Origin of the sequence: Segatella copri (assembly GCF_003465495.1) — a bacterium.
GTDB lineage: Bacteria > Bacteroidota > Bacteroidia > Bacteroidales > Bacteroidaceae > Prevotella > Prevotella copri_G.
The window spans coordinates 18,175-33,672 of record NZ_QSAV01000042.1 but is presented as its reverse complement, the minus strand read 5'-3'; the positions used below and the strand labels follow the sequence as shown (position 1 = coordinate 33,672).

Below are 15,498 nucleotides of genomic sequence, written 5' to 3'. Positions count from 1 at the left end.
TTCAGACGATTAAATATTAATTTAACGCAGTATTGATATAATAAGGTATAGTTTTATTTTGAGAGTAATATGAAAAAATGGCATTTATGGTTGGCGGCTTCCATCGGACTGGTGGTCATCGTTGGAATGATGATTCGGGAGTTTGATGTGGAAGTTCTGAGCAGGATAGATTTGTCTCCCAGGTTCTTTCTGGGGGTAGTAATGGGCGTGTTGCTCTTTGCGGTCCAGAATCTGATGCTCACCCTCCGTTTCCGTCATCTCTGCCAGCGTAAGTTATCCGTAGCCGAGGCGTTCCGCATCAATGTGCTCTGCGAGTTTACTTCTGCCGTCACTCCTTCGGCGGTGGGGGGAAGTGGTTTGGCTTTTGTCTATCTCAATCGCGAGGGAGTTTCTATGGGCAGAAGTATCTTCACCATGTTTGCAGCCCTGCTGGCTGATGAGGCTTTTCTTGCCATCAGTTGCGTGTTGCTCTATTTCTGTGTTCCATCGCATCTCTTGTTCAGCTTGGTTGATGGAGTGGGGATTTCTGTGGATGCTACGAACGAATGGATTAAGGGCGGAGTGCAGGTTATCTTCATCGTCAGCACCTTTATCGTTGCTGTCTGGACGGCCATCCTCTACTTCTTATTGTTGCATCGTCCTCAGATTCTGGGCTGGGTATTGAAGGGATGCTGCAAGATTCCTTTCCTTCGCAGATTCCTGCCTAAGGTAGAGAAGTTTTCCGAGGAGATGACGATGGCTTCGGAGGAGGCAAAGCTGGAGGGCGGAAGATTCTGGCTGCAGCTGATGGGTTATACTTCCCTGGCGTGGCTGTCGAGATTCGCCATCGTGGTAGCTATTCTCATTGCCTTCCATTGTCAGGGCAACATGCTGGTGGCTTGGTGCCGCCAATGGGTGATGTGGATGATTTCCATTCTGAGTCCTACGCCTGGCGGAAGTGGCGTGGCAGAGTTGATGTTCCGCCTTTATTATGCCGATTTCCTGCCCGATGCCTCAGTAGCCATCCTTGCCGCCATGCTCTGGCGCGCCATCTTCTATTACCCTTTCCTGGTGATGGGCACCCTGGTCTTGCCGAAATGGATTGCTAGAAACTGACATAGAGTCGGGCACTAAGAGCCGTGAAATCTCCATTGTCGTTTTTGATGTACTGGAACGATGGCTGAAGGGAAATGGATTCCGTCAGCTGTCTTTTCCACGTTACTTCCAGCGAATATTCCGAACCCTGCTGGAAGCGGGCGTACTGGCCCGACAATCCGCACTCGTTCTTCTCGTCCTGATAGGCGCCGCCCAGTTCAGCGTATCGGTAGCAGGCATTCTGATGACTGGTGTTCTCGGAATATTGCACCATGCACGAAATGTTCTTGTCGCCTGCCTTCCAAACGCTCTGCTCTCCGTAAATCCACCAGCCACAGGTTGTTTTGCCCTTGGATTCATCGGCAGAAACCATTTCGCCATCCTCGTTTATCGGATATTGACGGGTATGGACGGCAGCACCCGCAAAATATTTTCCACCTTTATGTTCATACTCCAACTGCGACATGTTGAAGATTCCATCCTTCTTCGGGCGAACCAGGAAGGGATTGTCGTGGGCTTTCCAGCCATTATATCCCACACCATTATACAGACTGTTTCTGAATGTCCATTTTCCCTTGGTTACATCAAAATAAAGGGTCAAGCCCGAATACGGATAGTTGGCTATCGGATAGCTTGAAGCAACCGTAGGAAAAATTCCTTCAGAACTGTTTTGGAAAAGTGCCGTAACATCAGAGGTAAAGAAATCCTCGTTTACATTCCTCACACCCACAAACAGATGGCCCGAATTCCACTCGTGCATGTAGCCCAGCACGGCAAGCATGGCGAAGTTATTGTCTGCATCTATGTTCGAAAATCCCTGCCAGTCATCAATAATGCCATCGTTGGTCTTTGCCACATGCAGCGTAGCCGCCTCGAACGAATCCTTTCCTTTTCCTATCGGAACACTCAGTTCCAATCTCAGCTGGTTAGTCAGATTGGTATTCTTGTTCATGTCCCATTGCCATTCAGAAATATATTGTCCGTTAAAGCTCTGTGCATAAGCAAGGCAGATATGGATGCAGCCTAAAATAATAAAAATAATTCTCTTCATTTCTTAATGTTTTGTATAATTTCTTGTTCACTTGCCCGCCGTCTGCGAGCATCTTTCTAATTCACGCTGCAAAGATACTTGATATTTTAAAATCCTGCAATACTTAATAATTAGTATTTTTATTTAGTCTAAATAGATGAGTGCTCTTTGTTATCCCCATTTATAGGTATTGTGGTTCTCTTATATGGATGGAAGGTTCTGTTCTGTTCTTATTTTTAGGTATTAAACGGCTACCAACAATAATATTTTTTAAAAACTTTGTCTTATCAGATATTATTCGTACCTTTGCATTGTTTAAAAAAGTTAGAAAATGAAGAAGATATTAAATCCATATTTGAACAAGGAGGGTTACAACTGCGTTTGCTGTGCCCCAAACAATCCTGTAGGATTGCATCTTGAGTTTTGGGAAGAGGGTGAGGATGTACTTACCATCTGGAATCCCGGCGAGAATTACCAGGGCTGGATCAACACCCTGCATGGCGGAATCATCAGTATGCTGATGGATGAAGTGGCAGGCTGGGTTATCAACCGCAAACTGCAGACAACGGGTGTGACGATGCAGCTCAACGTGAAGTACAAGAAGCCTGTGATGACCACCGATTCGCAGATTACGGTGCGTGGTCGCATCGCCAGTCAGCGCCGCAATATCGTCACCATCCACCTGACTCTGGAGAACTCCAAAGGCGAGGTTTGTGATGAGGGCGAAGCCATCTACTTTACCTTCGGTCCTGACAAAGCCAAGGAGATGGGGTTCGACAGCTGCAAGGTAGAAGGGGAGGCTATGGGGTGAAATCCATGTCCTATTAAGGCTAAAATCCTGTTTCTTTTGGAAAAGTGTAGTCTTCGGTCCCTATTTTTAGAGGAAAAGTGTATTTTTCGCCCCTTGTTTTCATAGGAAAAGTGTATTTAAGTAGGGGATAAAATAATGGCAGGCTTCCAATTAATGCATCAGGAACCTGCCATTTTCTTTCATTTACGCCAATCTCAGTCTCAGCGAATTAAGCACTACGCTTATACTTGAGAAGGCCATCAGGGCACTTGCCCACATCGGGGTTATCTGGAAATCAATGCCGAAGATATGAAGGGCGCCGGCTGCCAGCGGGATGCAGATGATGTTGTAGATGAACGCCCAGAAGAGATTCTGCCAAATCATGTGAACCGTCTTCTGACTCAGTTTTACGGCTTCTGGAAGCGCCAGGAGGTCGTCGCTCATCAGCATAATCTGCGCCACATCCATCGCCACATCCGTTCCCTTTCCTATCGCCATGCTCACGTTGGCAAGGGCCAAAGCCTGGGTGTCGTTGATTCCGTCGCCCACCATCGCTACCTGCTTGCCTTCGTCCTGAAGTTTCTTTACCAATGCCTGCTTGTCGCCAGGCAGCACCTTGCTCTGGTAATGCTTGATGCCGGCTTTCTCTGCCCAGTAGTGAGCCGCTTCCTCCTTGTCGCCACTCATCATATAGACCTCTATTCCCCTTTCCTGCAACTGCTTCATTGCTTCCTGGGCATGAGGCTTGAGGGTCTCTCTCGTCTCCAGATCCAAATCCTCCTGCTTGGTGAAATCGATATTCTGGTTAGGAATGGTGAGGGTGCCGGTCTTGTCGATGATGAGGGCGTTGATCTTGTGGAGATTCTCCAGTGCCGACGCGTCCTTGATGAGAATCTGCTTCTGCGCCGCCTTGCCGATGCCCACCATCAGGGCGGTAGGAGTAGCTAAGCCCATGGCGCAAGGGCAGGCGATGACTAATACGGCTACGGCTGAAAGAATGGCCTGCGGAAGAGCTGCGTTGCCGCCTATTAGCCACCATATTAAAAAGGTGATGAGGGCGATGGCTGCTACGGCTGGAACGAAAATCAGAGCCGCCTTATCCACGATGCGCTGCACGGGTGCCTTACTGCCCTGCGCCTCCTGAACCATGCGGATGATGTGTGCCAGGGCGGTGTTCTCGCCAATCTGCTTGGCTCTCATGCGGAGCTTTCCCTGACTCGGAATGGTGCCTGCCAGCACGTTGTCGCCTGCCTTTTTCATCGCCGGAGTCGGTTCGCCGCTGATCATCGCTTCATCTACATAGGCAGCATCGGGAGTCATGAAACTCTCTGCCTGGGTAACCACGCCATCCACCGGAATCTTCTCGCCGGCTCTTACTTCTATCATGTCGCCTATCTGAATGGTGGAAATCGGAACTTCTTCCATCTTGTAGTCGTTGGTGCCTTCTATCTTCTCGTAAGTCACCAGTCGGGCGGTTTTCGGCTGCATTCCCATCAACTGGCGAATGCTGCTCGCCGTACTGTCCTTTGCCTTTTCTTCCAGGCATCTGCCGGTCAGCACGAAGGTGATGATCATCACGGAAGCATCAAAATAAGTGTGCCATTCTATGCCTCTCGCTCCCCATACCATTTCTCCGAAGAAGGTGTTGAAGGTGCTGAAGAGGAAGGCGATAAGGGTGCTGAGTGCTACGAGTGAATCCATGTTTGCCGTATGATGCAGGAGCTGCTTCCAGGCGGAAACATAAAACTGTTTGCCGCAGTAGAGCAGGTTGGCGAGTGCCAGAAGCAGACAAATCTGGTTGGCGAAGGAACTGGTATGATGAGCCGAAGCAACGCCATCTGAAATCATATTCTGTTCCATACCCAGGGAAATCCAGCCCATGGAGAAACACATGGTCAGGATGGCGAAGAGCCAGGAGGCGAGGGTTCGGCGGCGCAGGAGGGTGAACTCACGGCGGTTGATTTCCTCCACGCTTCTGTCGTTTTCGATAACGAGGTCGTAGCCGGCGTTGCTGATTTCCCGTTTCATATCTTCCAGAGAAATGATGTCGGGGTCATAATCTACCAGGGCAGTTCGGCTCGCCAGGGAAACCGAGGCAGAGTTGATGCCTTCTAGCGACTGCAGCTTCTTTTCAACATTGGCAGAGCATACGCTGCAAGCCATGCCTATTACTGGAATTGTTTTCTTCATCTGTTTCTTATATTAATATTCTGAAATCTATAAGCAGAAGTTTTCATGTCTGCTTTTCTGCCTGCAAAATTACATATTAATTATGGAAGAAAAAAGATTTATGGTAAAAAACTTTTGGCTGCTCCATAAAAATCATTATAATAAGGTAGATGAAAATGCGATGTTTCAGGTAAGGACACAAAAAAAGGCAGGTTCCAAATTGCTTTGGAATCTGCCTCCATCATTTATGGGAGATGATTATTTGACTTCGATGTTCTTTGTTGTCTTAGCCTCCTCCTTAGGAGTAAGCTTTGGAATCTCGACCTCGAGTATACCATCAGCTACCTTTGCTGAAATCTTCTCACGATCAGCATCCTCAGGCAGCGTATAACACTGCTGGTAGTTGCTGTAAGAGAATTCGCGGCGCAGATAGTGCTCGTGCTTGTCTTCATCCTTGTGTTCCATCTTGTTCTCGATGGCGATGTTCAGATTACCATCGTTATCGATGTTTACACGAACCCACTCTTTCTTCAAACCAGGAGCTGCAACCTCCATGATGTAATTCTTATCTGTCTCCTTGATGTTAATGGCAGGAGCAGTAGCATTCATACGTGACATTACTTCGGTATTGAATAAAGTATCATCAAAGAAGTTACTCAACCAATCTGAATCATTATTTCTACGTGCTAACAACATAATTAAAACCTCCAAATTTTATTTTACTCGTCCTCTCGGTTCCTTACGGCTCCGTCGGGATTTCTGCTTGTTAATATTCTTGTTATTTTTTTGCTTTCGCCTCGAAACTCCGTCATTCTTCCGAACTCCTTTATCTTTTAGCTTCAGCTTTCACTCTCTGTTTTTGCAACTTATGTGCCAGCGGACTGAAAGTGGTAATGTTGGCACGAAAGGATAAATATTTTAAACTTTTCTGCCAGATGATGCGGTTATCTCAACAAAAAAGTGTAACTTTGTCACCAACTTAAAAATCAAAGCATAAATCGAATAAATAATATAAGATCAATGAAGGAACAACTATTTTTTATGGCGATGCTGATGGCGATGTCGCTTTCTGCCAGCGCACAGCAGCAGGTAACCATCAGTCTGCCTCGCCAGAGTTTCGAGGGTTGGGATTCCCAGACCAATACCATGCGTGTGGTTCCCGGCAAATATCAGATCTTCGTAGGTGGTTCGAGTGCTGAGGCTGCGAAGAATGTGATAGAAGTGAAAGTGAAATAAAATACTGATATAAAAAGAGAAAGCTCGTTAAGATTTTGAACGTCTTGGCGAGCTTTTCTTCTGTCTTAACTCTTAAGCCTGCGTTTTTTTTGAAGTTTTTTCAAGGAAATGGACTTTGAATCACTCTTTTTTATTATATTTGCAATCGAAAATCGATTTGAACCTTGACTAAACGATGAAATAGTTATGGAACAGAACTTAAAAATCATATTTTATGCGATGGGTGCGATGATTCTTGCACCACAAACCCTCAGTGCTCAGTCTGTGAACATCGAAGGGCTAGACTCCTTGCGCTTATCAGGTTCGGTGGGTGTAGTGGAGCCTGAACTTCTGAAGAAGGGTGTGCTCAATAATGCCCTGGATGCCTTGAGCGGACAGACGGCAGGTGTTAACGTCACTACTAATGGTCTTGACCGTATTGCTATGTTGAACTCCGTCCGGGTTCGCGGTACAACTTCTATCATGGGCGGCAATGATCCTCTGGTGATTATTGATGGTGTTACTTCTGATGTGGCGACGCTTGCTACAATCTATCCCGCCGATATAGAGAGCTTTACAGTACTGAAGAATGCCAGCGAAACGACACTCTATGGTTCTCGTGGTGCTTCGGGCGTTATCCAGGTAAAAACCAAAAAGGGTACGGGTAAGGGATTTCAGATTTCTTACGAGGGAAACTATGGTATAGAGGCGATGTACAAAAGTATGGAGATGCTCAATGCCGCCGAATACATAGCTGCTGCACAGAAGTATGGGCTGGAGTATAACAATAAGGGATATGATACCAATTTCCGCAAGGCGATTACCCGAACCGGAAACATTCAGAACCATTATCTGGCCTTCAGCGGTGGCACTCCGCAGAGCAACTACCGCGCTTCTTTTGGCTATATCGACCATAACACGATTATTCGGAGCAAGGGCTATCGTAATCTGGTGGCTAAGATTGATGTCACCCAGAAGGCGTTTGGCGATAAACTGACGGGAGATTTCGGCGTGTTCGGTTCGTCTTTCAAGAACAATAATATCTTCGACAGTCAGATGCTTTTCTATTCTGCCGATGCCATGAATCCTACTTATCCTTATGATAAGCTGAACGGCAGTTGGGTGAAGAATGGGGCTGCATCTCAGGTGAATCCTCCCGGTGCCTTGCTCAAGGAGCGTAATGATACGAAGAACATGAACTTTAATGCTCATCTGAAGTTGAACTATGATATGACAAATTCTCTGAGTGTTTCTGCCTTCGGAGCATACAGTTATGCTTCCAACGAGAACAACCAGTTCTGTCCTACCTGGGTTTGGGCGCAGGGCAATCTCTATCGTGGGGAGTTCAAGAGCGAGGACTGGCTTGCCAATGTATCGTTTAACTATCAGCATTCGTGGGGAATCCACAATCTGAAGGCAATGGTGGGTGCAGAATATCAGAAGGATATCCGAACGGGATTCTGGACTTCTGCGAAGGGAATCACCAACAACGACATGTATTACCATAACATAGGTGCTGCTGCATCACGGCCTTTCGGTGGGACAGACAGCAAGTACGAAGATCCGACCCTGGCTTCTGTGATGGGCAATGTCGACTACACCTTATATAATAAGTATAGTCTTTCGGTTTCCATGCGTGGCGATGGTTCTTCGATGGTGGGCAATGACCATACCTGGGGGTTCTTCCCATCCGTCTCTCTTTCCTGGGATATGAAGCAGGAGAAATGGCTCCGTTCTCTCCAGAAAATTACCATGCTGAAACTGCGTACGGGCTATGGACGCTCAGGTAATCTTGGCGGAATATCTTCTTATACCACTTTGAATACGGTGCGGCAGAATGGTATTGTTTCGGTGAACAGTTCTCCTACGGTTACGATGGGAATGATTAGCAATAACAATCCTGATCTGAAGTGGGAAACCCGCGCTACCTGGAATATCGGAGCTGATTTGGGATTGTGGAACAACCGGCTGGTTCTGACGGCAGAATATTACTATTCCAAGACCACCGACATGCTCTATGCCTATGATGTGCCGGTTCCGCCTTTTGCCTATGATAAACTGTTGGCAAACCTGGGTTCTATGAGCAACCAGGGTTTGGAGGTCGGCGTCTCCTTCACTCCTATCCAGAAGAAGGACATGGAACTGAATATCAATATGAATCTCTCCTGGCAGAAGAACAAACTCCTCTCGCTGAGTGGTGAATATGACGGAATGCAGATGTCGGCAGCCGATATTACTGCGATGGGTGCCTTGTCGGGTGCCGGTCAGCATGGTGGTTACAACAATGTGGTCTATCAGATAGTTGGTCAGCCTTTGGGGGTATTCTATCTTCCTCATTGCAGGGGGATTATAGAAGATGGAAATGGGCATTACCGCTATGATATCGAAGATTTGGACAAGAACGGAACCGTAGATTTGAGTGATGGCGGTGACAGATATATTGCCGGTCAGGCTACTCCTAAGGTAACGTTGGGTTCCAATATCAGTTTCCGTTATCGCGACTGGTATCTTTCATTGCAGATGAACGGAGCCTTCGGACATAAGATATTCAATGGTACGGGCTTAGCCTACACCAATATGTCGAGTTTCCCGGATTATAATGTGCTGAAGGGAGCTCCTGAGAAGAATATCGTTGACCAGAATGTTTCTGATTATTGGCTGGAGAAGGGCGATTATCTCAACTTAGAGAATCTCACGCTGGGCTATGATATCCCTATCCGAAAGGGCGTGGTGCAGTCGCTCAGAGTTTCGGCGAGTGTCAACAATCTTGCCACCATCAGCAGTTACAGCGGCTTGACTCCGATGATTAACAGCTACGTGGTGAACAGTACGATGGGTATTGATGATAAGCGGACTTATCCTGTTTACAGAACCTTCTCATTGGGTTTAAGTGTTCAATTCTAAAATCAGAAAGTTATGAAACGATATAGATTTTTATTTCTGCTGCTGGCGGCATTGTCTATGACATCCTGCCTGGACGAACATCCTAAGGATCAGTTGGACGAGGATGCCATCTATGGCTCTGCATCTGATATTTATATCAATGCCGTTGCTTCTCTCTATAATTATATAGGTGGAGCTAACGAGAGTGAGGGCATCCAGGGCACCTGCCGTGGTATTTACGATTATAATACGCTGACCACCGATGAGGCGATGATTCCGATTCGAGGCGGCGACTGGTATGATGGTGGCCTCTGGAATGCCATGTACCAGCATCGGTGGAGTGCCGATGACCAGTCTCTTTATGATACGTGGAAGTACCTTTATAAGGTTATCGTGCTGGCTAATAAGTCTTTGGATATTATCAGCAACAAGTCGGCCCTGCTTTCTGCCGCACAGCAGGAGGAATATCGGGCAGAGATAAGAGCCATCCGGGCTATGTACTATTACTATGCTATGGACATGTTCGGTCGGGTTCCATTGGTCCTTTCCAGTGCAGAACAGCTCCATTCCAGCCTGTTCCAAGGGCAGACAGATCGCAGTTCTATCTTCCAGTTTGTCTTTCAGGAGTTGCAGCAGGTATTGCCTTCACTTCCCGACCAGCACAGCAATAAGGAAGGTAATTATTATGGTCGCATCACCCAGCCGGTAGTCAACTTTCTGTTGGCGAAGTTGGCTTTGAATGCAGAAATCTATATGTATGATGACTGGACCCAGGGTTATGCGAGCCGTCCGAAGGGAAGTGACATTCATTTCTCTGTGCCGGCTTCTGATGCCTCTTTGCGTAATGGCGATAAGGTGGACTGCAGGAAGTTGAATGCTTGGGAAACCTGCATTTATTATTGTGATAAACTGGCAGAAGAAGGCTATGTCCTGGAGTCGGATGATTCATTCAATTTCTCTACGCATAATGAGACATCGAAGGAGAATATCTTCACGATTCCGATGGATAAGAATATCTATACCAACCAGTTCCATTATCTCTTCCGCTCTTACCATTATACGCATGGCGGTGTCTTGGGATGGGGAAGTGAGAATGGTACCTGTGCCACGATTTCTACGATGAAAGCCAATCATTATGGCGAGGCTGATGAAGATGCCCGTTGCAAGATGAACTTTGTGGCGGGAGTGGTAAAGGTAGATGGTCATGAACTGCTGATGGATAATGGAAAACCGTTGGAGTATCAGCCTTTTGAAGTGGCTCAAAACCTGACCAACAGTAAGTTTGTCAAGACGGCTGGAGCGAGGATGGCGAAGTATGAGGTGGATAGAACCTCTTATATGGACGGCAAGTTGCAGAGTAACGACATAGTTCTTTTCCGCTATGCAGATGCTTTATTGATGAAGGCAGAGGCAAAGGTCCGAAACGGAGAGAATGGCGATGAGGAGTTGAATAGGATTCGTGCCCGTGTGGGAATGCCTTACCGTAAGGCTACGCTCGATAACATTCTGGAAGAGCGGTTGCTGGAGTTGGTATGGGAAGGATGGCGTCGTCAGGATCTCATCCGTTTCGGCAAATTCACCGGTGCCTACGATCTCCGTACGCCTCTTCAGGGTGAATCCTCCGGCTACACCACTGTCTTCCCGATTCCTCAGAAATGCATTGATTTAAATTCTGAATTGGTACAGAATAAGGGATATGTCAATATTTTGAAGTAAAGAAACTTGAATAGAGTATATGAAACGAGAAAAGCTCGCCAGGACTTTGATGGTCTTGGTGAGCTTTTCTTGTTTTTATTTCCCAAATCTGGAAGTATCTACTTCTTCATGCTGCTTGGCCTTGTAGCCGCCGAAACGATAGGTGAGGGAGAGGCCTATGATTCTGCCAAAGTACATGTTGTTGATGACGTGCTGACCTCGGTAGGTGTCGTGCAGATGATTGTCGCCTGTCTCGAAGATGTCGTTGCAGTAGGCTTTCAGCTGGAACTTGTCATCCTTGAGAGGCTTCCAGGTGAGGGCAGCGTTGAGATAGCCTGAGGCTGGGATGTCGATGATTCCTTGGATGGCGTCGGTATGGACGGAAGCATCTAGGTTGAGAAGCACATGCTTGCCAAAGAGAAAAGTGCCGTTCCACTGGGCTTGACAGAACCATTTGCTGCGGTCGAATGGAAGATCATAGAAATGGGAATTCTTGTCGTTCTGATAAACGCCGGTGAAAGTAAGGCGATTCTGCCACCAGTTGCCTATGTTGATTGGGACTGTGAGCATCAAGCCTACCTGGTTTACATGTTCGAAGTTGACATGCTTGTATTCCATCTCCTTCTTCTCGTCGCTCTGGTAAGGAAGCTGACGAAATTCATCTTTCGAGTTGTTGAAGAAGAGACTTGCCACGTATCTGCTGTGCAGAATATAGGTAAGCGAGAGGCTGAGGTCTCGTGATGGCTTCAACGTCGGGTTTCCAACAATCTTTCCATATCCGCCCGCATTATAGGTGGTGAAGTCCTTCACCGACCAATAGGTAGGGTAGTCTCTGTCGCAATCCAAGTCGAATTGGATGATGTGTCCAGCTTTTGGAAGATAGGTGATGGAGAGTGTAGGGAAGAGGTTCCACTCATCCCAGATTGGGGTGTGGTAATATTCTTCCATGAGCGATGCTTCCATCGTGAGTTTTTGTCCGAATGACTTGCTGGCTCCGATGTAGAAACACATTTGATCTTCGTTTTGAATGGTGTTGCCATAAGAAGATTTGTTGTTGCTTTCCTGCGAACTCTTGTCTCTTGATGTGGTGTAATTGATGCCGTAGTTCAAGCCCCAGTCTTTTCCTAAGTCGTACTCCTGCTTGAGGTAAGCGTGCCATTTGTCGATTCGCTGCTGGCTTGTGATGTCGTAAATCTCATCGTAGAGACTGCTTTTTAGCCATTGTTCATCCGGTGAATTATAATAGGTGTATTCTGCTCCAGCCGAGAAACCGAATGGTGTGGAGTAATCCAGGCGGAAGTTGTGAAACTGACTCTTTGCATGGATTCTGAGAAGGGATGTGAAATCGCCATCATCCTCTGACGTTCCTCTCGTGTTATTGAGTTGTGAGGTGTAGGCAAAGCTGAGCTGATGATTTTTCGCCAGATGATAGTTGATGCTCAGTCGGATGTTGTGGTTGAGATGGCGTTTGATATTGTTGCTATGTGTAGAGAAGGCATAGGAAGTGCCATCAGTCAAGGTGTGGGCAAACTCATTTTCATAGTAATAATATCTCTTGCCATGACCGAAAGAATAGAGCATGTCTATTTCCCATTTCTTGTTGGTGAAGAGCAAGGAGGCGCGCTCTGTGTAACTGTTGCGGTTCTGGTGGGTGTAGCCGCCGAAGAGCTCGCCTTGCAGGGAGTGAAAGCCTGTGTTGTGCTTCAACAGGAGGTTGATGACCTGTCCCTTTACCTGATAGCGGGCTGGGGCTGAATAGATGACTTCAGCGTTGGCGATGCGGCTGGTAGGAATCGTTTTCAGAAGCGAATAGAGCTGCTCGCTCGTCATGGTGGTAGCCTTGCCGTCTATCATCACGGTTACGGATTGGGCGTTGAGGGTCAAGGCTTCATCCTGTTCGCTCACGCCAGGCAGTTGCTTGATGGCTTCATAGGCATTATCCACCGGATGGTTTTTGATGAGTTGAGGCAGGTCATAGGTCAATGCTGCTCCTTTCACCTTTACGATAGGTCGTTTGCCTTTTACCATCACATCGGGGAGGGAATGGATGATGCTGTCCATTCTCAGGGAATCATTTCTGTTTCCTTGTGCCCAGCCGGCAAGACTAATGGCCAGGCAAGCGCTTAATATAACCAATCTTTTCATATTCTTCTTATCTTTTTATCGTTCTTTCGGAAGGAACCCTCCCGATTTCGGTTGCAAAAGTACTGCAAAAATCTCGTGTCAGCAAGGAATTTTGATTATCAAGTCTTATCAGAAGTGTTATTTAGTCTTATCAAATCAGAAATAATTCCCTGAAAAGTATCTTACTTATCTTCTTTTTTATTACTTTTGCAAGCATGAAAGAGAAACGAAGAATATTCATATTGACAGTTATGGCTTGCTTTTGTACATTGGTAATGCAAGCACAGGAAGTGAAGAGTGTTTCTTTGGATTCCATTCCGAAGGCATCTTTACCTAAGGAAGGTATGTCGTTGGAATATTCTCGTCCTTCGCTCGGTGGATTTCCTGTACTTCAAGGCAAATCTTATTACTCTGAATCGAATGCACCTTGGATGTCGGAAGAAGGAAAACCTTTGGAGATTGCGCCGAATGCAATACCTCATATTTCTCTTCTTTCCCCGAATTTGGGTACGATGGCGGTATATTCTTCGGGTATTGAAGTCCCAGGACTGATGAATAGGCAGACTGCAGGGGTTGTTTATCAACAAAATTTCGGGCGTTTTGTTTTTTCTCCTTATGTCGGGATAGAAAAGATAAACACGGGAGTATATGGATTTGGCAATCTCACCAAAGCTTCTTTTGGTGGACGAATGGCTTATCAAGTAAACGACTGGCTCACAGTGGGATTCTATGGACAATATGTTCCAACGAAAACCTCTGACCCTCGAAGCGTCATCATGTCTCCTTTCAATCCCAAGAGCAGCTATGGTGGCTTCATGGAAGTGATGTTCAATCAACATTGGGGGATAGGAGCCAAGATGGGACGAGAGTTTGCGCCACAAAAGAATGGTAAATGGGGATGGAAGAATACCACGGAGGTTTATCCGATTTTCAGAAAATGAGTATTGAATTCATCTTAAAAAATTTTTAATAAAGGAAAGAATGAAGTTACATCTTAAATACATAGTTACGCTCGTCATCACGGCTCTGGTCTGCATCTTCGCATATCAGACCTATTGGCTCGTGGGGCTTTATCAGTCTCAGGAAAAGGAGGTTGAAGCGAAAATTAAGGGTGGAATGGAGTACGCTCACTTCATGGAGATGAAGAAGCGAATCGAACGATTGCGCAATGATGATAAAGGGCCTCATGGACAACTGACGGGTACTGTTGCTTTTTCTATGGATGAAGACGATGATATAGATCAAAAGGTAAAGGTGAAAAAGGTTCGTGGAGGAAAGATCGTTCAGTCTGTTCAAACAATTTTTACCAAGCAAGAGAAGCGTAGTGAAGATGACAAGGACCAGGAATTGATGATGATGATGTCGGGCAAGCTGGCAACTATGGTACAACAAGCGCTGTTTGGCAAATTGAATGAAATCGCCAAACCAGACATCAATGACTATGACAGTGCATGGGTTGTCAAGATGCTTTCAGACAGTTTGTTGGTGGGCGACGATATTCATCCGCTTCCGCATCAGATTCAGCTTTTTGCAGGAAAGAAGGTTTTGGCGAAAGTGACGACGAAGGGGTATGTGCCTTCCGCCAATGCCAAGCAATACCAATATGTGGTTTGTAATGAGGGGGAGGCGAATGAGGAGAAATATGTCCTCACCCTAGAGCCGCTTACGATGACTGTGCTCAGCCAGATGGCAGGCATCCTTGCCACATCGCTCTTCATCATGCTCATCCTGGCTTTCGTCTTCTGGTTCCTGATTCATACGATGCTCAAGCAGAAGACGCTTGATGAGATGAAGAGTGATTTCACCAATAATATCACGCACGAATTGAAGACTCCGATAGCCGTAGCCTATGCTGCCACCGACTCCCTGCTGAACTACGGAATGCTCCAGCATCCTGATAAGGCGCGCAAGTATCTCACCATCGCCCAGGAGCAGTTGCAGACGCTCAGCGGATTGGTGGAGAAGATTCTGTCGATGAGTATGGAACGACGGAAATCGATGCTGTTCAATATCGTGGAAGTTCCAGTGAAAGAGGTGATTGAACCATTAATCTCCCAGCATCAGCTGAAAGTGAAATCAGGAGAAAAAACGGATAAAAAGGTGAATATTTCATTGTCCGTAGAACCGGAAAATCTGATGGTTCATGTCGACCGGATGCATTTCTCAAACATCGTGAGCAATCTCATAGACAATGCCATCAAGTATTCTGAAGATAGCGTGAAGATAGAAATCAAGGCTTTCCGAAAAGCCGAGGATGAAGTGCTGGTTTCCGTATCAGATAATGGAATCGGTATTGCCCACGATAAATTGCCTTATATTTTCGACAAGTTCTATCGGGTGATGGATGGCAATAAATATACGGTCAAGGGCTATGGTCTCGGGCTTTTCTATGTCAAGAGCCTGATGGAGAAAATGGGCGGTTCTGTTTCCGTAGAAAGCGAGCCGGGAAAAGGAAGCTGCTTCACCCTGCATTTTCTTAAAGGTAAAAAGGTAAAAAGGTAAAAAGTAAAAAAGAAAC

The 15,498-nt window shown here is 46.4% G+C and carries 11 protein-coding genes; 7 read left to right on the top strand and 4 right to left on the bottom strand.

The window, feature by feature from the left end; all coding sequences use genetic code 11:
* Positions 1–69: 69 nt before the first annotated feature.
* Positions 70–1,095 (top strand): lysylphosphatidylglycerol synthase transmembrane domain-containing protein, encoded by a 1,026-nt coding sequence (locus DWV53_RS11905; RefSeq protein WP_118154159.1) that lies wholly within the window; start codon positions 70–72, stop codon positions 1,093–1,095.
* Here the strand turns inward: DWV53_RS11905 and DWV53_RS11900 are convergent.
* Positions 1,085–2,125 carry a carbohydrate porin gene (locus DWV53_RS11900; RefSeq protein ID WP_118154156.1) on the bottom strand — a complete coding sequence of 347 codons (1,041 nt, stop codon included), beginning with the start codon at positions 2,123–2,125 and terminating at the stop codon, positions 1,085–1,087. The genes DWV53_RS11905 and DWV53_RS11900 overlap by 11 nt on opposite strands.
* 310 nt (positions 2,126–2,435) lie before the next feature.
* On the opposite strand from DWV53_RS11900, the gene DWV53_RS11895 reads away from it, so the two are divergent.
* Complete coding sequence (locus DWV53_RS11895; RefSeq protein ID WP_118154153.1) at positions 2,436–2,915, top strand: PaaI family thioesterase; 480 nt, start codon at positions 2,436–2,438, stop codon at positions 2,913–2,915.
* 183 nt (positions 2,916–3,098) lie between these two features.
* Here the strand turns inward: DWV53_RS11895 and DWV53_RS11890 are convergent, their stop codons facing one another.
* The gene (locus tag DWV53_RS11890; RefSeq protein ID WP_118154150.1) at positions 3,099–5,084 is read right to left on the bottom strand and encodes a heavy metal translocating P-type ATPase; all 1,986 of its coding nucleotides are present in this window, start codon (positions 5,082–5,084) and stop codon (positions 3,099–3,101) included.
* A 237-nt stretch (positions 5,085–5,321) separates the two neighbouring features.
* Complete coding sequence (locus DWV53_RS11885) at positions 5,322–5,759, bottom strand: Hsp20/alpha crystallin family protein (RefSeq protein WP_022121596.1); 438 nt, start codon at positions 5,757–5,759, stop codon at positions 5,322–5,324.
* Positions 5,760–6,083: 324 nt separating this feature from the next.
* Between DWV53_RS11885 and DWV53_RS11880 the strand changes: the two genes are divergently transcribed.
* The 3 genes from DWV53_RS11880 (at position 6,084) to DWV53_RS11870 (ending at position 10,877) form a co-directional block, all read left to right on the top strand.
* The gene (locus tag DWV53_RS11880; RefSeq protein ID WP_118064005.1) at positions 6,084–6,299 is read left to right on the top strand and encodes a fibronectin type III-like domain-contianing protein; all 216 of its coding nucleotides are present in this window, start codon (positions 6,084–6,086) and stop codon (positions 6,297–6,299) included.
* Positions 6,300–6,527: 228 nt separating this feature from the next.
* The gene (locus tag DWV53_RS11875; protein WP_259318981.1) at positions 6,528–9,182 is read left to right on the top strand and encodes a SusC/RagA family TonB-linked outer membrane protein; all 2,655 of its coding nucleotides are present in this window, start codon (positions 6,528–6,530) and stop codon (positions 9,180–9,182) included.
* Positions 9,183–9,194: 12 nt separating this feature from the next.
* Positions 9,195–10,877: a RagB/SusD family nutrient uptake outer membrane protein gene (locus DWV53_RS11870; protein ID WP_118154144.1), complete on the top strand. Its 1,683-nt coding sequence runs from the start codon at positions 9,195–9,197 to the stop codon at positions 10,875–10,877.
* A gap of 75 nt (positions 10,878–10,952) precedes the next feature.
* Here DWV53_RS11870 and DWV53_RS11865 read toward each other — a convergent pair whose 3' ends face one another.
* Entirely contained in the window at positions 10,953–13,001 is a 2,049-nt protein-coding gene (locus DWV53_RS11865; RefSeq protein WP_118154141.1) for an outer membrane beta-barrel protein, read from the bottom strand.
* A gap of 230 nt (positions 13,002–13,231) precedes the next feature.
* Between DWV53_RS11865 and DWV53_RS11860 the strand changes: the two genes are divergently transcribed.
* Together DWV53_RS11860 and DWV53_RS11855 are read left to right on the top strand one after the other, a co-directional pair.
* A complete protein-coding gene (locus tag DWV53_RS11860) occupies positions 13,232–13,921 on the top strand; it encodes a hypothetical protein (protein ID WP_147329674.1) in 690 nt (229 codons plus the stop codon).
* A gap of 40 nt (positions 13,922–13,961) precedes the next feature.
* Positions 13,962–15,482 (top strand): sensor histidine kinase, encoded by a 1,521-nt coding sequence (locus DWV53_RS11855; protein ID WP_118154138.1) that lies wholly within the window; start codon positions 13,962–13,964, stop codon positions 15,480–15,482.
* Positions 15,483–15,498 lie beyond the last annotated feature (16 nt).

Excerpts from the sequence above, each read along its gene's own strand:
- DWV53_RS11905 (WP_118154159.1), top strand. The coding sequence starts at position 70 with ATGAAAAAATGGCATTTATGGTTGGCGGCTTCCATCGGACTGGTGGTC.
- DWV53_RS11900 (WP_118154156.1), bottom strand. The coding sequence starts at position 2,125 with ATGAAGAGAATTATTTTTATTATTTTAGGCTGCATCCATATCTGCCTT.
- DWV53_RS11895 (WP_118154153.1), top strand. The coding sequence starts at position 2,436 with ATGAAGAAGATATTAAATCCATATTTGAACAAGGAGGGTTACAACTGC.
- DWV53_RS11890 (WP_118154150.1), bottom strand. The coding sequence starts at position 5,084 with ATGAAGAAAACAATTCCAGTAATAGGCATGGCTTGCAGCGTATGCTCT.
- DWV53_RS11885 (WP_022121596.1), bottom strand. The coding sequence starts at position 5,759 with ATGTTGTTAGCACGTAGAAATAATGATTCAGATTGGTTGAGTAACTTC.
- DWV53_RS11880 (WP_118064005.1), top strand. The coding sequence starts at position 6,084 with ATGAAGGAACAACTATTTTTTATGGCGATGCTGATGGCGATGTCGCTT.
- DWV53_RS11875 (WP_259318981.1), top strand. The coding sequence starts at position 6,528 with ATGATTCTTGCACCACAAACCCTCAGTGCTCAGTCTGTGAACATCGAA.
- DWV53_RS11870 (WP_118154144.1), top strand. The coding sequence starts at position 9,195 with ATGAAACGATATAGATTTTTATTTCTGCTGCTGGCGGCATTGTCTATG.
- DWV53_RS11865 (WP_118154141.1), bottom strand. The coding sequence starts at position 13,001 with ATGAAAAGATTGGTTATATTAAGCGCTTGCCTGGCCATTAGTCTTGCC.
- DWV53_RS11860 (WP_147329674.1), top strand. The coding sequence starts at position 13,232 with ATGGCTTGCTTTTGTACATTGGTAATGCAAGCACAGGAAGTGAAGAGT.
- DWV53_RS11855 (WP_118154138.1), top strand. The coding sequence starts at position 13,962 with ATGAAGTTACATCTTAAATACATAGTTACGCTCGTCATCACGGCTCTG.